The 19,681-nt window shown below is 65.8% G+C and carries 14 protein-coding genes; 3 read left to right on the forward strand and 11 right to left on the reverse strand.

Features of this window, described 5'->3' with window-relative positions; genetic code table 11:
* Nucleotides 1-29: 29 nt before the first annotated feature.
* The 7 genes from QDT69_RS18520 to QDT69_RS18550 all read right to left on the reverse strand — a co-directional run bounded on the left by QDT69_RS18520 (nucleotide 30) and on the right by QDT69_RS18550 (nucleotide 11,700).
* Nucleotides 30-2,354 carry a xanthine dehydrogenase family protein molybdopterin-binding subunit gene (locus tag QDT69_RS18520; protein ID WP_279707918.1) on the reverse strand — a complete coding sequence of 775 codons (2,325 nt, stop codon included), beginning with the start codon at nucleotides 2,352-2,354 and terminating at the stop codon, nucleotides 30-32.
* Between the two features lie 139 nt (nucleotides 2,355-2,493).
* Nucleotides 2,494-3,582, reverse strand: coding sequence for a trypsin-like peptidase domain-containing protein (locus QDT69_RS18525; protein ID WP_279707919.1), 1,089 nt, complete (start codon nucleotides 3,580-3,582; stop codon nucleotides 2,494-2,496).
* A 97-nt stretch (nucleotides 3,583-3,679) separates the two neighbouring features.
* Nucleotides 3,680-4,555 (reverse strand): dihydrodipicolinate synthase family protein, encoded by an 876-nt coding sequence (locus tag QDT69_RS18530; protein WP_279707920.1) that lies wholly within the window; start codon nucleotides 4,553-4,555, stop codon nucleotides 3,680-3,682.
* Nucleotides 4,548-5,504 (reverse strand): NAD(P)-dependent oxidoreductase, encoded by a 957-nt coding sequence (locus QDT69_RS18535; RefSeq protein WP_279707921.1) that lies wholly within the window; start codon nucleotides 5,502-5,504, stop codon nucleotides 4,548-4,550. Before QDT69_RS18535 ends, QDT69_RS18530 begins: the two co-directional genes overlap by 8 nt.
* Nucleotides 5,505-5,527: 23 nt before the next feature.
* A complete protein-coding gene (pgm, locus tag QDT69_RS18540; protein ID WP_279707922.1) occupies nucleotides 5,528-7,168 on the reverse strand; it encodes a phosphoglucomutase (alpha-D-glucose-1,6-bisphosphate-dependent) in 1,641 nt (546 codons plus the stop codon).
* Between the two features lie 137 nt (nucleotides 7,169-7,305).
* The gene (locus QDT69_RS18545; protein ID WP_279707923.1) at nucleotides 7,306-8,958 is read right to left on the reverse strand and encodes an acetolactate synthase large subunit; all 1,653 of its coding nucleotides are present in this window, start codon (nucleotides 8,956-8,958) and stop codon (nucleotides 7,306-7,308) included.
* Between the two features lie 78 nt (nucleotides 8,959-9,036).
* A complete protein-coding gene (locus QDT69_RS18550; protein WP_279707924.1) occupies nucleotides 9,037-11,700 on the reverse strand; it encodes a M1 family metallopeptidase in 2,664 nt (887 codons plus the stop codon).
* Between the two features lie 239 nt (nucleotides 11,701-11,939).
* Here QDT69_RS18550 and QDT69_RS18555 point away from each other — a divergent pair, with 239 nt between their 5' ends.
* Nucleotides 11,940-13,394, forward strand: a complete 1,455-nt coding sequence (locus tag QDT69_RS18555; protein ID WP_279707925.1) for a GH1 family beta-glucosidase — start codon at nucleotides 11,940-11,942, stop codon at nucleotides 13,392-13,394.
* On the opposite strand, the gene QDT69_RS18560 is transcribed toward QDT69_RS18555, so the two are convergent.
* Together QDT69_RS18560 and QDT69_RS18565 are read right to left on the reverse strand one after the other, a co-directional pair.
* Entirely contained in the window at nucleotides 13,395-14,462 is a 1,068-nt protein-coding gene (locus QDT69_RS18560; protein ID WP_279707926.1) for a maleylacetate reductase, read from the reverse strand.
* A gap of 20 nt (nucleotides 14,463-14,482) precedes the next feature.
* Nucleotides 14,483-15,460: a helix-turn-helix domain-containing protein gene (locus QDT69_RS18565; protein ID WP_279707927.1), complete on the reverse strand. Its 978-nt coding sequence runs from the start codon at nucleotides 15,458-15,460 to the stop codon at nucleotides 14,483-14,485.
* A 159-nt stretch (nucleotides 15,461-15,619) separates the two neighbouring features.
* Between QDT69_RS18565 and QDT69_RS18570 the strand changes: the two genes are divergently transcribed.
* Nucleotides 15,620-16,345 (forward strand): alpha/beta hydrolase, encoded by a 726-nt coding sequence (locus QDT69_RS18570; protein WP_279707928.1) that lies wholly within the window; start codon nucleotides 15,620-15,622, stop codon nucleotides 16,343-16,345.
* On the opposite strand, the gene QDT69_RS18575 is transcribed toward QDT69_RS18570, so the two are convergent.
* Together QDT69_RS18575 and QDT69_RS18580 are read right to left on the reverse strand one after the other, a co-directional pair.
* The gene (locus QDT69_RS18575; RefSeq protein ID WP_279707929.1) at nucleotides 16,342-17,835 is read right to left on the reverse strand and encodes an NAD(P)/FAD-dependent oxidoreductase; all 1,494 of its coding nucleotides are present in this window, start codon (nucleotides 17,833-17,835) and stop codon (nucleotides 16,342-16,344) included. The two genes, QDT69_RS18570 and QDT69_RS18575, sit on opposite strands and share 4 nt — an antisense overlap.
* 121 nt (nucleotides 17,836-17,956) lie before the next feature.
* Nucleotides 17,957-18,406: a cupin domain-containing protein gene (locus QDT69_RS18580; protein ID WP_050424788.1), complete on the reverse strand. Its 450-nt coding sequence runs from the start codon at nucleotides 18,404-18,406 to the stop codon at nucleotides 17,957-17,959.
* 252 nt (nucleotides 18,407-18,658) lie between these two features.
* Here QDT69_RS18580 and QDT69_RS18585 point away from each other — a divergent pair, with 252 nt between their 5' ends.
* Nucleotides 18,659-19,681, forward strand: coding sequence for an AraC family transcriptional regulator (locus QDT69_RS18585; RefSeq protein ID WP_279707930.1), 1,023 nt, complete (start codon nucleotides 18,659-18,661; stop codon nucleotides 19,679-19,681).

Genomic DNA, 19,681 nt, shown 5'->3' on the forward strand with positions numbered 1-19,681 from the left:
TCCAGGGGAGGGTGACGGCGTGGCAGCCCTTACGCCCCCGCCTTGGCGTCCTGGATCGCCTGCCAGATCTTCACCGGCGTCAGCGGCGTGTTGAGCTGGGTGATGCCGACCTCGCTCAAGGCATCCATCACGCCATTGGTGATGCAGGGCGGCCCGCCGATCGCCCCGGACTCGCCGCAGCCCTTGGCGCCCAGCGGATTGGTCTTGCAGGGCGCGGAGGGATCGAGCGTCACTGACATCGGCGGAATGTCCGAGGCGCGCGGGATGCAATAGTCCTGATAGCTTGCGGTCAGCAGCTGGCCTTCCTCGCTGTAGGCGACGCCTTCGTACAGGGCCTGGCCGATGCCCTGGACAACGCCGCCATGCACCTGCCCCGTCACCAGCATCGGGTTGACCGCGACGCCGACGTCGTCGACCGTGGTGTAGCGCACCACGCGCGTGACGCCGGTCTCGGGATCGATCTCGACCTCGCAGATATGCGTGCCGTTCGGCCAGCTCGGGCCGTCGACATTGCCCTCGCTCTCGACCGAGAGCTTGGCGCCGTTTTCCTTCTTCGCGATCTCGAACAGGCTGATGCGCCTGTCGGTGCCGACCACGGTGAGGAAGCCGTCGCGATACTCGATGTCCCCGACGGAGGCTTCCAGCAGGTTTGAGGCCTTGTCGCGCGCCTTGTTGATCATGTCGTTGGCGGAGACCGCAACCGCGGTGCCGCCGACGAACAGCGAGCGCGAGCCGACGCTGCCGAAGCCGGTGGCAAGATCCGTGTCGCCCTGGATGACGTCGATCTTGTCCATGGCGATGCCGAGCGTATCGGCGATCATCTGGGTGTAGGTGGTGGCAAGGCCCTGCCCCATCGCCATGGTGCCGGAATGCAGGACGATGCGGCCTTCCGCGGTCGCATGCAGCGAGACGTTTTCGGTGTGGGCGCGGCCGCCGGTCCATTCGATGTAGCTGGTCAGGCCGCGGCCGTAGAGCAGGCCCTTCTTCTTGGCCGCCTTCTTGCGCGCGGCAAAGCCGTTCCAATCGGCGAGATCGGACGCGCGCTCCAGCATGTGGGCGAACGCGCCGGAGTCATACACCTGCCCGACCGCGTTGGTGTAGGGCAGCTGCGCCGGCTTGATGTAGTTGGCCTTGCGGATGGTGCGCGGGTCCATGCCGATCTGGCGCGCGGCGGCGTCGAACAGGCGCTCGACGATGAACACCGCCTCCGGCCTGCCGGCGCCGCGATAGGCGCCGACTGGCGCGGTGTGGGTCATCACCGACTTCACCTCGAAATGCACCAGCGGAAGATCGTACACGCCGGTCTGCACGAACGGGCCGAGCACCAGCGGAATGATGTTGGCGGTGCCTGACGAATAGGCGCCGGTGCCGCCGATCGAGCGCACGCGATAGGCCAGCACGCGGCCCTTGGCGTCGAGCGCGAACTCGCCGGTCGAGGTGAGGTCGCGGCCGTGGGTGCCGCCGACGAACTCGTCGGTGCGGTCGCCGCGCCAGCGGATCTTCTCGTTCAGCTTGGTCGCGGCATAGGCGACCATGCCGTCCTCCGGATAGAGGCTGGTCTTCTGGCCGAAGCCCCCGCCGATGTCGCCGACCAGCACGCGCACACTGTCCTTCGGCCGCTTCAGGATCGATTCCGCGAGGAGATCGCGCGTCGAGCCCGGGGTCTGCGACTGCACATGGAGAATGAGCCGTCCGGTCTTCTTCTCGATCTCGGCAATGGTCGAGCGCGGCTCCATCGCCGACGGCACCAGGCGCTGGCTGACCAGGTCGAGTGACACCTTATGCGCGGCGCTGGCGAAGGCTTGCTCGACCTTGGCGGCATCGCCATAGCTCATCGCGGCGACGATGTTGTCAGGCGCATCCGGCCAGACCGCCGGCGCGCCCGGCTTGATCGCCTCGACCGGATCGACCACCGAGGGCAGCACCTCGTAGTCGACCTCGATCGCCTCCGCCGCGGTCTGCGCCAGCACGCGCGAGGTCGCGACCACGGCCGCGACACCCTCGCCGGCATAGCGCACCACCTCATGCGCCAGCAGGCGCCGCGGCGGCACCGTCATCGGCGAGCCGTCGGGCCGCTTGAAGATCGCGAGCGTCGGCAGCGTGCCGATATCGTCCTTGACGAGGTCGGCGCCGGTATAGACCGCCTTGACGCCGGGCATCTCCAGCGCCGCCTTGGCGTCGATCGACTTGATGTTGGCATGGGCATGCGGCGAGCGCAGCACGTGCAGCCAGAGCGCACCGTCCTGCGGCTTGTCGTCGATGAAATGCCCCTTCCCGGTGACCAGCCGCTGGTCTTCCAGACGCTTGACTGGCTGGCCCGCACCAAAACGCATATTGCCGGGAAGAATGTTCATCAGAGGGTCCTTCGAGCTTCCAAATATTTGGCGGGGGTTTTAGCGGATTTTGGCGGCCTGACAACCGCGCGCCGAGCGCGTCCACCCTGCGGCGCGTGCGAGCGCGCTGCCCGTGGCACGCGACCGGCCAATCGCACCATCATTGCGTTCGGCCGATATCGGCGACGGCGACCTCGACATCGCGCGCAGAGCCGTCGCGGCTCACGGTAAGGCGCACCTTCTTGCCGACCCCGATCTGCTCGAGCTGATCGGCCAGGTCGGAGAGCCGACGGACCGGCTTGCCATCGACCGCGGTGATCACATCGCCGAGCTCACCGGTCGACATATCGACGCCGCGGAGCCCGGCGCGCTCGGCGGGCGAGCCCTGGGTAGTGCGCACGATGATCAATCCCTCGGCGCCGATGCGCGTGGCGACCGCCTCGTTCGCGGTCACGATGCCGATCCCCGGCGTCGGCACACGGCCGTTGCGGATCAGCTCGGGGACGACACGATTGACGATGTCGACCGGGATCGCAAAGCCGATGCCGGCATACGAGCCCGACGGCGACAGGATCGCCGTGGTCACACCGATCAGGCGGCCGGCTGAATCCAGCAACGGGCCGCCCGAATTACCGGGATTGATCGCGGTATCGGTCTGGATCACGTTGGAGATCTCGCGGCCGCTGGAGGTCGGCAGCCTGCGCTTGAGGGCGCTGATGATGCCGCTCGACATCGATTGATCGAGCCCGAACGGATTGCCGATCGCATAGGCAAACTGCCCGACCTTGAGGTCGGCCGAGCTGCCGAGCGCCAATGGCGGCGGCAGCTTGCGTGCGTTGCGGATGCGCAGCACCGCAAGGTCGTAGTTCGGCGCCGTGCCGACGATCTCGGCGCGCACCGCCTCGCCGGACGCAAAGCGGATCGCGACCTGGCTTGCGTTCTGCACCACATGGTTGTTGGTGACGACGTGGCCGTCATTGTCCCAGACAATGCCGGTGCCGGACGCCGAGCCGCTCTCCTGGTCCTCGCTCAGCGGATTGGCGGCAGTCTGCGTCACCACCTGCACGACCGACGGCGACGCCTTCTCGAATATCTCGACATTGGACTTTTCGGCATCCGACAATGCGCTCCGTTCGGCGACCGCCCGGGCAGCCGGGCCCGTCCACGGTGCCTGACGGATGCTGCCGGCCGCGACGATCAACAAGATGGCCGCGATGACGGCCACGATAACGGCGGTGCGCCGGTTCATGAGTATGCTCCAAGCAACAAACGCCTGGGATCAACAGAGGTTTCTGGCGCGGCCAAGGTGGAATACCCGGCATTTTGCCGCGCGGGCGGACGCGCGTTCAGGCCAGATCCCGCAGGGCCGCCTCGACCACCTTGCGTTGTTCGGCGGTGAGCGGCGCCTGCGGCGGCACGGGGTCGCCGACATCGTAGCCCTGGATCGCGAGCCCGGCCTTGATGCAGGCGGCGAGGTTGAAGCGGGCGAACGCCTCGTTGATGCGCCAGAGCTTGCGCTGCACGGTCATCGCCTCGTCCCAGCGGGCGCGGCGGCAGAGATTGTAGAGTTCGACGCTCTGACGCGGGATGATGCAGGCCGGGCCCGCCATCCAGCCATGGCCGCCGATCAGCATCACCGCGGCCGGAATATGCGCGGACGCCGAGAACACTTTCAGGCTGTCGCCGCAGCGGTTCATGATCGACAGCAGCCGGCCGGTGTTGGTCGAGGCGTCCTTGATGTAGCCGATGCGGGGGTGCTGGGCGAGGCGCGCGATGACGTCGAGCGTGAGGTCAGAGCGCTGGAAATTCGGATTGGTGTAGATCACGACGGGAATATCGACCGCGTCGGCGATGGCGCGGAAATAGGCTTCCACCTGCGCGTCACTGAGCGGAAAATACGCCTCCAGGATCGCGAGAATGCCGGCAGCGCCCCGCTTCTGGTAAGCCTTGGCCTGCGCCACCGCATCAGCCGTCGAGGTCGAGGCGACGCCGGCCACGACAGGCACGCGGCCCTGCGCGGCCTCGATCGTGGTCGCCACCACCTGCATGCGCTGCGCATTGTTGAGATAGGCGAACTCGCCGGTCGAGCCGAGCGGCGTCAAGCCGTGGACGCCCGCCTTGATCAAATCGTCACACAGCCGCCCCAGCACCTCGGTGCGGACATGGCCGGCTGGATCGACCGGGGACACCAGATACGGAAAGACGCCGTGGAAGTCAGCCATTTGCGAGCCTCGTTGACGGCGAGACATAATCGGGATCGTGCGCAAAGGGAAGCGGCTCGCCGCTGCGCAGGGCGCCGAGCACCGCTGCAAAGTCGGTTGCCGCGCGGAAACCGAGCAGGCGTTCCGCCTTGCTCGCGTCATAGATCCGGCCGATCGATTCAGGCAGCCGCCAGCCGCGCTTTGCAAATAGCGCCGGCGCGTCGGGGAAATAGCCCGCGATCACGTCGGCCGCATCCGTCTTCAAATCAGCGACATCGCTGCGCGCAAACGGCGTCGGCGCGCTGATCACGAAAACCTCGAAGCCGCGGATATTCTGCAGCGCCACGACATGAGCATCGGCGGCGTCCTCCACCGTGAGGCGGCGGTACAGAAGCTCGGTCGCCTTCAGGTTCTCGCCATGGATGTCGCGGATCGTGTCGTCATCCTCGGGGAAGAAGCGGCTGGTGCGCAGCACCGCGCAGTTCAGCCCGTGCTCGCGGCTGTACAGCCGGCACAGCGCTTCGGCGGCGAGTTTTGTAATGCCGTAGATGTTGCGCGGCTCGAGCGGCCCCGAGGTCTCGTCGAGCCAGACCGCCGCATGGCCTTCCTCGTCGCGGATCGCCTGCGAGATCATCAACGACGTAGTCGAAGTAAAGACAAAGCGGTCGTGGCCGGCGGCCGCGGCGGCCTGCAGCAGGTTGAGCGTGCCTGACACGTTGACGTCGACAAAGGCCTGCGGCCCGAACCGCGCGATATCAGGCTTGTGCAGCGCGCCGCCATGGATCACGGTCTCGATGCCGTGATCGCCGAACACCCGATCGACCACCGATCGCTCGGCCACCGAGCCTATGACATCGGTCGCCTCGCCTGCGACGACGTCGAGGCCGGTCACGTGATGACCGGCCTGTCGAAGCCGCGGCGCAAGGAACCGGCCGAGCCAGCCGGAGGAGCCGGTCAATAAGACGCGCATGAATTCCGCCCCGCCTCGCGCCTTCAGAACACCTTGGCGATCGCGGCCTGCGCGTCGCTTTGGATCTGCTTCAGATGATCCGGCCCGCGGAAGCTTTCGGCGTAGATCTTGTAGACATCCTCGGTGCCGGAGGGACGCGCGGCGAACCAGCCCGCCTCGCTCTCGACCTTGATGCCGCCGAACGGCTGATCGTTGCCCGGCGCCTTGGTCCTGACCGCGCGCACGGCATCGCCGGCGAGCTCGGTCATGTTGAGCTGGTCGGGCCCGAGCGCCTTCAGCGCGTTCTTCTGCTTCGGTGTCGCCGCGACGTCGATGCGCTCGTAGTAGGGCACACCGAGCTCGGCGGTCAGCTCCTTGAACAGTTCGCTGGGATCGCGGCCGGTCTTGGCGATGATCTCCGCCGCCAAGAGGCCGAGGATGATGCCGTCCTTGTCGGTGGTCCAGGCCGAGCCGTCGCGCTTCAGGAACGACGCGCCGGCGCTTTCCTCTCCGGCAAAACCGAAGCCGCCGCTGCCGAGCCCGTCGACGAACCATTTGAAGCCGACCGGCGTCTCGACCAGCTTGCGGCCGAGCTTCTTCGCCACGCGATCGATGATCGAGCTCGACACGATGGTCTTGCCGATTGCGGCGTCCTTGCTCCATTGCGGCCGGTGCGCGAACAGATATGCGATCGCGGTGGCGAGGAAGTGGTTCGGGTTCATCAGCCCGTTCGAACGCGTCACGATGCCGTGACGATCGGCATCGGTGTCGTTGGCAAAGGCGACGTCGAACCGGTCGCGCATCCCGATCAGGCTCGCCATCGCATAGGGCGACGAGCAGTCCATCCGGATCTTGCCGTCCCAATCCGCGGTCATGAAGCGGAAGGTCGGATCGACCGCATTGTTGACGACCGTGGCGTTGATGCCATAGCGCGCGATGATCGGCTGCCAGTAATGCACCGCCGCGCCGCCGAGCGGATCGATGCCGATCTTGACGCCGGCGGATTTGATCAACGCAAGATCGACGGTGTTGCCGAGATCGGCGACATAGGGCGTGATGTAGTCGTGCAGATGCGTGGTCGCGGCCTTGCGCGCGCGATCATACGGCATCCGCGCGACGCCCTTGAGGCCGGCCTCGATGTAGCGGTTGGCGTTCTTCTCGACCACCGCGGTGACATCGGTATCGGCCGGACCGCCATGCGGCGGATTGTACTTGTAGCCGCCGTCCTCCGGCGGATTGTGTGACGGCGTGATGACGACGCCGTCGGCAAGCCCCGTGCTGCGCCCCTTGTTGTAGCTCAGGATCGCGTGCGAGATCACCGGCGTCGGGGTGTAGCCGCCCTGCGCGTCGATCATGATCTCGACGCCGTTCGCCGCGAAAACCTCGACCGCGCTGGCCAGCGCCGGCTCGGCCAGCGCATGGGTATCGATGCCGATGAACAGCGGCCCGGTGAGCCCCTTCTCGCGCCGGTAATCGCAGATCGCCTGCGTGGTCGCGAGGATGTGGTCCTCGTTGAAGGAGTTCTTCAGCGACGAGCCGCGATGGCCCGAAGTGCCGAACGCGACCCGCTGGGTGGGATCGCTGGCATCGGGCTTGCCGGCAAAATAGGCCGTGACAAGCCGCGGCACATTGGCGAGCGCTGAGGGATCGATGGGTTTGCCGGCGGCGGGATTTGGTGCAGTCACGTGACCTCTCAGATCTGGTATCGCCGGCCATCAGCACGACGAGTGATGCCGAGGTTTGATCGCTCGGCCTGCTACCATGGCGGCTTACGTTCAATCAAGCCGAGGGCATTTCGTTCCGTGCCGTCAGCGGCAATCCGCTATTCGACGTCGATCTGCTGCACTTTCTCGCGCAGCTCGTCGACCAGCACCCGCTTGTTCTCGGTATAGTTGATCGGCACCACGACGAGGTGCACGCCGCCGCCGGAGAAGGCCCGCTCTAGGGTCGGCACGATCGCCTCCGTGCTCTCGATCCGCGAGCCCTTGGCGCCATAGCTTTCGGCGTATTTGACGAAATCCGGATTGCCGAAGGTAAGGCCGAAATCCGGGAAATTATCGACCGCCTGCTTCCAGCGGATCATGCCGTAGGCGGAATCTTCCAGGATCAGGATCACCAGATTGAGCTTGAGGCGGACCGCGGTCTCGAGCTCCTGCGAATTCATCATGAAGCCGCCGTCGCCGCAGACCGCGAGCACGCGGTTCTTCGGATACAGCATCGCCGCCATCATCGCCGACGGCAGGCCGGCACCCATGGTGGCGAGCGCGTTGTCGAGCAGCAGCGAGTTCGCGAGCAGCGTGCGGTAGTTGCGCGCGAACCAGATCTTGTACATGCCGTTGTCGAGCGCGACGATGCCGTCCTCGGGAATGACCTGCCGCACATCGTGCACGATGCGCTGCGGCGTCGGCGGCCAGCGCCCCTCGGTGGCGCGATCGGTGATCTTCGCCAAAATGCCTTCGCGCAGGCTGAGCAGCGCACTGGCATGCGGCAGCTTGCCCTCGACCCGATCTGCCAGCAGTTCGAGACTGGGGCCGACATCGCCGATCACCTCGCATTGCGGGAAATAGACCTGCTCGACATTCGCCGGCATGTAGCTGACATGGATTACCTGCGGCCCCTTCGGGCCCATGATGAAGGGCGGCTTCTCGATCGTGTCGTGACCGATCGCAATGATCAGGTCGGCGCGATCGATCGCCTCATGCACATAGTCGCGCTCGCTCAGCGCGGCGGTCCCCATATACTGATTGGTACCGCCCGACACCGTGCCCTTGCCCATCTGGGTGGTGAAGAACGGAATTTTCGTGCGCCGCACGAAGTCGCCGATCCCGGCGGTCGAGCGCGGCCGCGATGCTGCCGCGCCGAGCATGATCAGCGGCCGCTGCGCCTTGAGGATCATGTCGGCGGCACGGTCGAGCGCGGCGGCATGCGCGATCGGAATCTCGATCGGATGCGGATGCACCAGCTCGACCGGTTCGGTCTCCTCGCCCGCGATATCCTCCGGCAGTTCGAGCAGCACGGGCCCCGGCCGCTCCTGGGTCGCGATCCGGAACGCGTCGCGGACCAGCGTCGGAATGGTCGCGCCAGAGACGATCTGCAGCGACAGCTTGGTCAGGGGCCGGAAGGTGTTGACGATGTCGACGATCTGGAACTTGGCCTGCCGGCTGCTCAAGATGCCCTTCTGCCCGGTGAGCATCACCATCGGCATCGCGCCAAGCAACGCATAGGCCGCGCCGGTGGTCAAATTGAGCGCGCCCGGGCCGAGTGTCGTGATGCAGACGCCGGGCTTACCGGTCAGCCGGCCATAGGTCGCCGCCATGAACGCCGCCGCCTGCTCATGGCGGGTCACGATCAGCTTGATCGAGGATTTACGCAGGCTCTCGACGACGTCGAGATTCTCCTCGCCGGGAACGCCGAACACCCGTTCCACGCCCTCATTCTCGAGGGCCGCGACCAGCAAATCGGAACCTTTGACCATCTCAGCCTCACATCGTTGATTGCATGCCGCCCGCGCAGCATAGCCGCATCGCGCGCCGCCGGAAACTCCCTCGCAATGTCACGGCTTATGCGCCCTGATCCAGGCGTCGGCGGCGGGCAGCACGCGCGCGGCGAGATCGGCCGAGATCGCGATCGCCTGTATAGACCGCGCCACCATCACCCGTCCGCCACTGGTCGATTGCGACGGAGCAAACGCGGCCAGTTCTGCCGCGTGGGCCTCATCGGTAAAATTAGTCATGAAGTTCGGCACGAATTGGTCGCGGAAGTTCGGCCCCTGCCTCGCCAGCAGCGTGTCGAAATTGGCCCGGACGAAGTCCCACGCAAGCTGCGGCTGTTCGCCTGCGGATGCAACGGTGCTGATCATCCCGGACACGATCGTGTCGGGCAGCTCGCTAGTCAGCGTCAACGCCAGCGTCGCGCGCGCCAGCTCGACATCGCGGGCGCTGGCCGCGGCGAAATAATAGCGCAGCCGCTCATTGGTCGCCGTGCTGTTGCGCGCAAGTGCCAGCAGTCTGTCATAGGTCGCACGGTCAGCCGTGATGCCGACGACATGGGTGACCGCATCGCGCAGCGTGGTCGGCAGCGAGCTGGGGTCGTCGAGGAACGCCGCAAAGCGTCGCTTCGCCTCGGCCACCACGGCGGCGTCACCGAGGTCGCCAAGCGTCGAGATCAGGCTTGCGCGCAACAGCGCGGTGTCATCGTCGCCCGAGCGGCCATCCCATCCGATTCGATCGAACACCGGGCGCAGCTTGGCCCGGGCATAGGCCTGGATCACCGGCCGCGCGCTCCGATCGTGCGACAAGCGGTTGAGCGTAGCGAATGTCGAGATCACCTGGTCCCACACCGCACGATGGTCGCCGGCATCGAGCGCGTCGAGCAGCGCGAGGTAGGACGGCGGCTCGGCGCGGCCCGCCTGCACCAGCGCCCAGCTGTCGGTGACGACGTTGAGCCGGTCAATAACCTGCATTTGCGGGAATGCGTTCAGCAGCGCCGCGCGGTTCTTCAGGCCGTATTCGACCCTGTAGTAGCCGACGTCGCCGAGATTGACCTTGATCGCATCGCCGCAGGTGCCGGCCGCGATATCGGCGCTGCCCTTCAGCAGGATCTCGTCGAACGGCTTGCCATGCGCCGGTCCCACGGCAATCGGGATTTGCCAGGAATGAGCCGGCAGCGACGGATCGTTGGCCGGTGCGATCACGAAGCGGTCCTGCCGCAACGTCAATCGTTGCATGGCGCCATCGCAGGTCGTCTCGGCCACGACCAGCGGCACGCCGTCCTGCTCGGTGAAGGAGGCGGCGATGCCGGTGATCGGCTTGCCGCCGGCACTTTCGAGCGCCTGCCAGAGATCGGCGGTGGTGGAATTGCTGTAGGCATGCGCGGCCATATATTTGCGGATGCCGTCGCGGAACGCCTGCTCGCCGAGATAGGTCTCGAGCATCCGGATCAGCGCCTGCCCCTTGTTGTAGGTGATGGCATCGAACGCCGTGACCGCTTCGCTGTGATCGGCGATCGGCTGCTGCACCGGATGCGAGGTGCGGCGCGCATCGAGCGTCATCGCAAACTGCTTCGCGCCATAGCCGTTCAGCCAGCTCTGCCATTGCGGATAGAACTGCTCCGAGGCCTTGGTCGCCATCCAGCTGGCAAAGCCCTCGTTGAGCCAGAGATTGTCCCACCACGCCATGGTGACGAGATCGCCGAACCACATATGCGCCATCTCATGCGCGATGATGGCGAAGATGCCGCGCCGCGCGGTCTCGGCGTTGGTCGCGGGGTCGAACAGCAGCCGGCTTTCGAAGAAGGTGATGCCGCCCCAATTCTCCATCGCGCCGCCGAACCCGCCGGGAACGGCGATCAAATCGAGCTTCGGCAGCGGATATTTCACGCCGAAATAATCGTTGTAATAGCCGAGCAGTTTCACCGCGCTATCCAGCGCAAACCGGCCCTGCCCGCTCTTGCCCGCCGTCGTCACCACGCCGACAGTGACGCCGCCGGCATCCGCGGTCACGCGCTCGAGTTCGCCGACCGTGAGCACGAACAGATAACTCGACATGTTCGGCGTGGGCGCGAACGCAACCTTCTTCAGATCGCCGGCGACCGGCTCTTCGCTCGCGATGGGCATGTTGCCGACCGCGAGCAGATTGCGCGGGATCACGACGGTCAACGCAAAGCTCGCCTTGAACGACGGCTCATCCCAGCACGGGAATATCCGCCGTGCATCGGCCGGCTCGAGCTTGCTGGAGATCAACCGCTTGATCCCGCTTGGGGTCGGATAATCGACCGAGAACAGTCCGGTGCCGAACTTGTTGATCTGCGCCGTGAAGGCGATGCGCAGTCTGTGCCGGCCCACCGCCAGCGGCTTGGCGAAGGTCAAGGTCGCGGTCTGCGCGGCGGCGTCGGTCGAAACCTCCGCGCGCTGCGCGCCGTCATCGATCGTAACTTCGGTGAAGGTCGTGTTGACCGCATTCAGCGTCAGTTGCGCGGTGGCCTCGCGCACCTCGATGTCGACGGTCTCAATGCCCGGCAGCGCGAGGCTGGTGAAGTCAGGAGTCAGCTCGATCGCGTAGCTCAACGGGACAACCGTCTTCGGCAGCTTTCCCGGCGTGCTGTCGAACGAGAAGGTCTGCTCGGCCTGCGCGCCTGCGACTGTGACCAGCAGCAAGCAGATTGCCGTGGCAAGACGACGCAGCAACGCAACTCGGACATCGCTGGCAGGCTTGTTCATTGTGCGCGGCTCACAGGGATTTTCGGATGTCATTGCGGAAGGACGTAGCAGGCAATCTAGTAGAGAACATGTCGCCACAAAACTGACAACTCCGCGACATTGACATCACAACGGGTCGCATTGATTGGTGCGCCGTTCGCCACCGCGCGCCGGTCCCGGCCCTTGTTGCTCAACCGCGGGGTGGAAGGCTAACCTGAGGCTGGCATTCCAGCCGCGGCGTCCGTCGACGGGAGAAAATGATGTTCGGTAAGTTCTCGCGCCGGCAGTTTGCGGGCCTTGCAGGCCTCTCGGCGCTCGGCCTGTCGGCCCCTGCACAGGCCGCGAACCACGTCCCACGGCCGGACGGCGCGAACTTCCCCGCCGGCTTCATCTGGGGCACCGCGACCTCGTCCTATCAGGTCGAGGGCGCGGTCAACGAGGACGGCCGCGGCCGTTCGATCTGGGACACCTTCACCCATACATCGGGCAAGATCGAGGACGGCTCGACCGGCGATCGCGCCAACGACCATTATCATCGCTACAAGGAGGATGTCGGCCTTATCAAGGAACTCGGCGCCAAAGCGTATCGATTTTCAATCGCCTGGCCGCGGGTGTTTCCCGATGGCAGCGGCGCACCGAACCCGAAGGGCCTCGACTTCTACAACCGCCTGGTCGACGAGCTCCTGGCCAACGGCATCGAGCCCTATGCCACGCTCTATCACTGGGACCTGCCGCAGGCGTTGCAGGACCGCGTCGGCGGGTGGCGTTCGCGCGATACTTCGAAGGCGTTCGGCGACTACGCCGGCTATGTGGCGCAGCGACTGACCGACCGGGTGAAGAACATCTTCACCCTCAACGAGGTCGGGCGTTTCCTCCCGTTCGGCTATGCACTCGGCGTCGACGCGCCGGGGCTGACGCTGCCGCCGGCCGAGGTGAACCAGGCGCGCCACCACGTCGCGCTGGCGCATGGCCTTGCGGTGCAAGCGATCCGCGCCAAGGGCCGCGCCGGCACGCGGGTTGGGCCGGCCGAGAACATCACCGCCTGCGTGCCGGCGTTCAACACGCCGGAGAACATCCGCGCCACCGAGATCGCGACGCGTGAACTGAATGCGGGCTTCCTCGGCGTCGTGCTCGAGGGCAAGTACACCGAGGGCTTCCTGCAATATGCCGGCACTGATGCGCCCAAATTCACCGCGGAGGATCTGAAGATCATCGCGCAGCCCAACGATTTCGTCGGGCTCAACATCTACGCGCCGCACTGCTATGTGCTCGCCACCGACAGCGCGCCGGGGTGGAAGCCGCTGCCGATGCCGGCCTCGTTCCCGCATATGAATTCGGATTGGCTGCGGATCGCGCCGGAGACGATCTACTGGGCGCCGCGGATTGCGGCCAAGCTGTGGAACATCAAGAGCATCTATATCAGCGAGAACGGCACCTCCGGCGAGGACAAGGTGCAGCCGGATGGGCAGATCTACGACCTCGACCGCATCATGTTCCTGCGCAACTACCTCACCCAGTTGCAGCGCGCGACCGCCGACGGCGTCCCGATCCATGGCTATTTCCTGTGGAGCCTGATGGACAATTTCGAATGGATCTTCGGCTATGCGAAGCGCTTCGGCCTGTACCGGGTGGATTTCGAGACCCAGGCGCGCGTGCCGAAGCTGAGCGCGGCGTTCTACCGCGACGTGATCGTGCGCAACGCGATCGGGGTGTAATCATCCGGCCTGCGGCCGCGCACCGGACCACGCGCGCCCGAGCAGATCGGCGATGCCACGCTCTTCGATCGGACGCGGATTCCAATAAGGATTCCTGGTGGCAAGCGCGGCCGCCTTGGCGATGCCGTCCTCTGGCATGCCGATCTCGGCGAGCGAGCGCGGCGCGCCGAGCCTTGCCGACAGTTCGAACAGTCCGTCGGCCGCGTCAGATGCGCCGAGCGCCCGTGCGGCACGGCCGATCGCATCGCGCGCCGCCGGCGTGTTGTAGGCGATGGTGTGCGGCAGCAGCACCGCATGGGTCTCCGCATGCGGCAGGTCGAACAGCGCACCGACGGTGTGGCAGAGCTTGTGATGAAGCGCCATGCCGACGGTGCCGAGACACACCGCGCACAGCCAGGCGCCATACAGCGCGTCCGAGCGCGCATCGGGATCGTGCGGCCGTGCGATCACCTCCGGCAGCGACGCTGCGAGCTTCGCGATCGCCTCTTCCGCCATCAGCGAGGTGATCGGATTGCCATCCCGCGCATACAGCGCCTCGGCCGCATGCGCGATCGCGTTGAGGCCTGATATCGCGGAAAACTTCGCCGGCATCGGGAGCGTCAGATTGACGTCGTAGATCACGGCCTCCGGCAATATCTTCGGCGAGGACTGCGTGGTCTTGACGCCGTCCACGGTCTCGCCGAGCACTGCCGTCATCTCGGAGCCGGCATAGCTGGTCGGCACGATCAGTTGCGGCAGGTCGGTGCGCAGCGCGATCGCCTTGCTGAGGCCGGTCGCGGCGCCCGCGCCGATCGCAACGACGCCGTCGGGTCTGAGCTCGCCGACCAGCGCCATCGCACGTTCGGTGACCGCAACCGGCGTGTGCACCACAGCGCCGTCGAACACGCCAGCCATGCGGCCGCCGGTCAGGGCGGCGAGATCGCCGAGCTCGGCCTGCTGCCGCCGGCTCGCCAGCACCAGCGCGCGCCTGATACCGAGCCGATCGAGTTCGTCGGCCAGCTGCGCGATCGTGCCGGTCCCGAACACGACCCGCATCGGGCTGACCTGATAGGTGAAGGACTGTGCCATGGGCATTTCCGAAACGTTGGTCAGCCGCGGCGCCAGTCGCGCGGCGTGCAGCCGAACCGATGCCGGAACCGGCGGGTGAAATGCGACAGATCGGAGAAGCCCCAGTCGAACGCAATGTCGCCGATCGCGCGCCCGGCGATCGCCGGGTCCTTCAGATCGCGCGCCGCGCCGTCGAGGCGACGGTCCATCAAATAGCTGGCGAATGTGGTGCCGGCCCGTTCGAACAGCTTGTGGACATAGCGTTCGCTGATGCCGATCGCAGCAGCGACGGCGGCGACACCGAGCCCGGGTTCGCACAGCCTATGGTCCACGGCGCGGCGCAGCGCGATCCAGGTCGCCTCCACCAGGCTCATCGGGTCCGCGCCGCGCCGGCCATCACGCGACAGGCTCAGCGCCACGAGGTCGAGCAGCACGCCGAACAGCCGCGCGCTTTCCGCTTCCGGCATGGCGGGCACCGCCGAATTGAGCGCCTGCGCGGTCTCCACGATGAGATGGCCGACCAGCGGATCGTCGGACACCCGCGCAGGCCTGAATTCGAACGATGGCGGCAGGCGATCGCGCAACAGTTGCGTCGGGACCCAGAAGGACGCGACGTGCAGCGAAGGCTCCTGACTGTGATGCAGCGCGAACGGCCGCTCGCTGTCGAAGATGCCGACCTGTCCCGGCGACAGTTCGACAGCCCGTCCGTCCTGATCGATCCGGCAGCGCCCGGCCAGCTTCAGATTGAGGTAGAAGCAGCTGCTGCTCGAGGCCGCGATGTCGCTCGCCGAACGGCGCACCAGGTGACCGGGAAACGTCACGCGATTGATGGCGCCCGCGCCGAGCCCGATCCGTTCAATCCGTGCAGGAAAACTGGACCTGTCCGTTGGCTCGGGCGTCAACTTCATGAACACCTGGCAGATCGCCTCCCGATAGTAGGCGAACTGCTCGGCAGGCCGCACATCCTCGGTATTCCAGGCGAGACCCGGCGCGCGGTCCGGGCGAGCGATTTGTTGCATCAGTTCACTCCGAGCCTAGTCCAGTGCAGTCTCAGCCAAGCACGGCCGGTCCGGCTACCGCAATATCCGACAAACCGCCGCACGAACGTCGCGCCATAACCGGAAGCGAGCGTCGATCTAACCAAACCGCATCAAGATGCACAATTGGAGAAGCACACCATGTCGACCTATGTTCTCGTCCATGGCGCCTGGCATACCGGCGCCGAGTTTGAGCCGGTTGCGGCGGCCATCCGCAAGGCCGGTCATGTCGTCCACACCCCGACCATCAAGGGCAACCGCTCCGGCGACCGGAAGGATTCCGGCCTCCCCGAGGCGATCCAGTCGATCGTGGACTATCTCGCCGAACATGACCTGAACGACATCGTGCTGGTCGGTCACAGCTATGGCGGCATGGTCATCACAGGCGTTGCCGACGCCGCACCCGATCGCATCCGCCGCCTCGTCTACTGGAATGCGTTCGTGCCGAACAATGGCGAGTGTCTCAACGACATGGTGCCGCCGCACTATCGCGGCCTGTTCGACGCCATCCATGCCGAGCGCGGCGACGGCTCGGTGGTGCTGCCGTTCCCGATCTGGCGCGAGGCGTTCATCAACGATGCCGACCTCGAGACCGCGCAGCGGGCCTATGACAAGCTCAACCCGCACCCGCTGAAGACCTTCCAGGACAAGATCGTCCTGCGGACCAATCCGGCAGAGATGCCGATCGCGAAGTCCTACGTCAACTGCACCGAGGACACCGCGCTGCCGCACGGCCTGCCCTGGCATCCGCGGCTGTCGGAGAAGCTCGGACTGTTCCGCCTGGTCCAGGTGCCGGGCAGCCACGAGCTGTGCTTCTCCAATCCCGAGCGCCTCGCGCAAGCCTTCCTGGATGCCGGGCGGGATTAGGCGACTGCCGTATACACCGGCGCGGTCGCGAGGAAGCGCGCATAGGCGTCCGCGTCCGGCGGCGTGAACTTTTCGACGAGCGGGTTGCGGCGCGACGCCTTGGTGCCGATGTCCGCGAGCAGCTCGTCGAAATGCTTGAAGTGATAGGGCGCGACGCACAGACCGCCATAGACACCTGCCGCCGGGCGCTCGACGCGCTTGAAGTTCAGCATCATCGCGATGTTGTCGTGCATCTCGGCCGCGCTCGGCTGCCGCGCAAGCTGCCCGTCGGCATAGCGCACCAGCCAGTTCGCGGCGAGATCGGCGCACAGCACGGTGCAGAAGCTCGAATTGAAGCCGACGAAGCCCATGTCCGGCAGATCGGGATTGGCGATCAGCCGGTAGAGCCGGTACTGCCCGTCGGGCTCGACCAGCTTCTTCCGGTACTCCTCGGGGAGGAACGGCACGCCGAGTTTATAACCGATCGCGAGCACCGCGACGTCTGCCGCAACGCGCTGGCCGCCGCGCATCACGATGGTCTTGCCGTCATAATGGTCGAAGGTGCCTAGCACCGCCTTGATCCGACCGTCGGCGACCATCGGATAGAAGCCGGGGGTTGCGATCGGTACCGAGCAGTTGACACCGTCCTCGATCCGCTCCTTCGGCACCATGCCGCATTGCTTCAGCTTGAGCTGCATCTTCAGCATGCTCTCCAGCCCGCGCCAGTTCGCCCAGACGAACGGCTTTGCCACGGCATGCGCGAGACGCGCCATCGAGCCGATGCCCCAACTTGCGAACATCTGCTCCTGCGCGCGGATGTAGAGGATGCGCTTGAAGTTGACGAGGCCGCCGATGAAATAGGGAATCCGCCACACCGGCTCGCGAAACACGATGGTAACTTCGCTGGCGCCGGAATTGACCGCATTCACCGCGATATCGGTCGCCGATTTGGAGCCGCCGAGCACGACCACCTTGCGCCCCTTGGCGAGATCAGGGTCGCCATATTGCGACGAGTGCAGGATCTGGCCGCCCTGCGCCTTGAAGCCGTCCTCGCCGGGAAGCGGCAGCGACTGCGGCTCGTTGAATTGCCCGGTGCAGACTGCGACAAAGTCGAAATCCTCGTGGCCGGTGGCACCATCAGTCGAGCTCAGCGCGAGCGTCCAGCCCGGCCTGCCGTCGGCCCTGCGCTTCATGCCCTCGACCCTGGTGTTGAACCGCATCGCGCCGTCGAGCCCATGGCTGCGCGCATAATCGCGCAAGTAAGCATGGACCTGCGGTCCCTTCGGCCATTCCGGATAGGACTCCGGCATCGCCCTGTCGGTGTAGCGATAGAGCTCCTTCGGGCTCTGGGTCTGCACATCGGGGTAGGTGCGCGCGGGCTCCCAGACCCCGCCGAGATCGCCGCTGCGCTCGATGATGGTCACGTTGTGACCGCGACCGGCAAAGGCCTTGCCGGCGGCGAGGCCGGAAATGCCGGCGCCGATGACGCACACATGCTTCTGCTTGACCATGAAATCGCTCCGCGTTGAATGAACAGGTCCAATTTGCTTGAGCACGCGCGCGTCCCCGTCATCGCCGGAGCCAGCTCCGGCGACTGCCGCCTCGCATGCGAATTTTTGTCGAGCCGCCGGGCTAGTCGTTGGCTTCCGGCGGCAGGAAGTCCACCTCGTGCTCGGCGGAAATACGCACCACCTCGACGGGGTCCTGCAGATTGTGCAGCTTGTCGAACAGCGCCTCGAGCTTCTGCATCGGCGATACCCAGAACAGCGCCCGCGCCGGCTTGTCCGACTTGTTGAAATAGCCATGCGGAATGCCGCGCGGCATGCGCACGAGGTCGCCGGCCTTGGCCTGCACCCAGACGCCGTCGAGCTTGAGGTCGAGCACGCCTTCCTGCACCAGGATGAACTCGTCTTGGGTCGGGTGGATGTGCACCGGCACGAACTGGCCGGGATCGCTGTTGGTCTCGAACGCGAAGGTCGAGTCGGTGACCGCCTTCGGATAATAGACCTGGCCAAGGATATTCCAGGTCTTGCCGCCGTAGCCGGTGCCGGTGCGGGTAATGCCTTTCTCGAGCGTGCCCATGTCAGCCTCTCCCAGTTTTGCTGCGTATTGCGGACACGGAGCCTGTCGCCGGCCGGTGGGGCTGTCTAGCCGATAAACGAATCCCGCTCCGGCAGGGTCATGCTGCAATGCGGGAGCAACTTTCTGCCCAAGGTCGCCGCAGCCGCCTGCGCGCCGATCGGGCAGTTTGCGCGACGAAACGGCGTTCCCCTTTGCCCGCGAATGGATTACGCTGCCCGATATTTTAGACCTCAAACAACTCGGACGGCCGGCGTGACTGCTGTTGGCAACGAGGTTTCGGCACGGGCAAGTTCGGCAAGGCTCAAGGATTTCGCGCGCGTCGCGACGGCCCGCGTCGACGACGCGGCCGAAGCGATCGGCCGCATCTTCTGTCCGCACGATCTGATGCCGGTCGATCACTCCGAGCGCGATTTCTCCGCGCATCACAATTGCGCAGACTTCGGCGGTTTCTCGGTCAACTATGTCGCCTATGGCGGATCGGTCGCGATCAATCCCGGCTGCCTCGACCGGTTCTTCCTGTTGCAGATGCCGCTGTCCGGCTCGGCCTCGATCCGGACCGCCGCGCGCGAGCTCACCACCGGGCCGCGACACTGCGCTTCGCTGCTGTCGCCGACAATCCCAACCGAGATGACCTGGCGCGATGACTGCGCCCAGCTCATCGTGCTGCTCGACCGCAAGCTGGTCGAGCATCGTGCCGCTGCGCTCGCCGGCGTGGCGGTGCGGCCGGTCGAATTCGATCCGGCGGTCGAATTGAGCGGGCCGCTCGGGCAAACGCTCTCGGCCAGGATCGAGCAGCTCGTGACGACAGCCGAGCAGCTTGGGCCGCGTAAAACCTTATCCGCGGTCGCGGCGGCCGATTGGCGCGAACAGTTTCTCAATGTCCTGCTCGACGGGCAGCGGCACAGCCTGAGCTCGGCGATCGATGCGTTCAACGGCCGCACCGAGGCCCAGCCGGCGGCGCTGAAACGCGTGCGGGCCTATCTGGAAACGCGCGCGACCGAGCCGCTGGATCTCGCCGAGCTTGCGGAGATCGCCGGCACCGGCATCCGCGCGCTGCAACTGGGCTTCCGCCGCCACTTCGGGACCACCGTCTCCGAGATGCTGCTCGACATCCGCCTTGCCCAGCTGAACGCCCGTCTCAAGACGGCGCGGCCGGGTGAACGCATCGTCGATATTGCATTCGACCTCGGCTTTACCCATCTGAGCAGGATGGCGAGCGCCTACCGCGCCAAGTTCGGCGAGAGCCCGAAGGCGACCCTGCAACGGCTGAGCTGA

Source organism: Bradyrhizobium sp. CER78, from assembly GCF_029846235.1.
Lineage (GTDB): Bacteria > Pseudomonadota > Alphaproteobacteria > Rhizobiales > Xanthobacteraceae > Bradyrhizobium.

What these genes read in the sequence shown, in the direction of transcription:
- QDT69_RS18565 (WP_279707927.1), bottom strand. Translation starts at nt 15,460, where the DNA reads ATGCAACAAATCGCTCGCCCGGACCGCGCGCCGGGTCTCGCCTGGAAT.
- QDT69_RS18545 (WP_279707923.1), bottom strand. Translation starts at nt 8,958, where the DNA reads ATGGTCAAAGGTTCCGATTTGCTGGTCGCGGCCCTCGAGAATGAGGGC.
- QDT69_RS18535 (WP_279707921.1), bottom strand. Translation starts at nt 5,504, where the DNA reads ATGCGCGTCTTATTGACCGGCTCCTCCGGCTGGCTCGGCCGGTTCCTT.
- QDT69_RS18520 (WP_279707918.1), bottom strand. Translation starts at nt 2,354, where the DNA reads ATGAACATTCTTCCCGGCAATATGCGTTTTGGTGCGGGCCAGCCAGTC.
- QDT69_RS18555 (WP_279707925.1), top strand. Translation starts at nt 11,940, where the DNA reads ATGTTCGGTAAGTTCTCGCGCCGGCAGTTTGCGGGCCTTGCAGGCCTC.
- QDT69_RS18550 (WP_279707924.1), bottom strand. Translation starts at nt 11,700, where the DNA reads ATGAACAAGCCTGCCAGCGATGTCCGAGTTGCGTTGCTGCGTCGTCTT.
- QDT69_RS18575 (WP_279707929.1), bottom strand. Translation starts at nt 17,835, where the DNA reads ATGGTCAAGCAGAAGCATGTGTGCGTCATCGGCGCCGGCATTTCCGGC.
- QDT69_RS18525 (WP_279707919.1), bottom strand. Translation starts at nt 3,582, where the DNA reads ATGAACCGGCGCACCGCCGTTATCGTGGCCGTCATCGCGGCCATCTTG.
- QDT69_RS18530 (WP_279707920.1), bottom strand. Translation starts at nt 4,555, where the DNA reads ATGGCTGACTTCCACGGCGTCTTTCCGTATCTGGTGTCCCCGGTCGAT.
- QDT69_RS18570 (WP_279707928.1), top strand. Translation starts at nt 15,620, where the DNA reads ATGTCGACCTATGTTCTCGTCCATGGCGCCTGGCATACCGGCGCCGAG.
- QDT69_RS18580 (WP_050424788.1), bottom strand. Translation starts at nt 18,406, where the DNA reads ATGGGCACGCTCGAGAAAGGCATTACCCGCACCGGCACCGGCTACGGC.
- QDT69_RS18560 (WP_279707926.1), bottom strand. Translation starts at nt 14,462, where the DNA reads ATGGCACAGTCCTTCACCTATCAGGTCAGCCCGATGCGGGTCGTGTTC.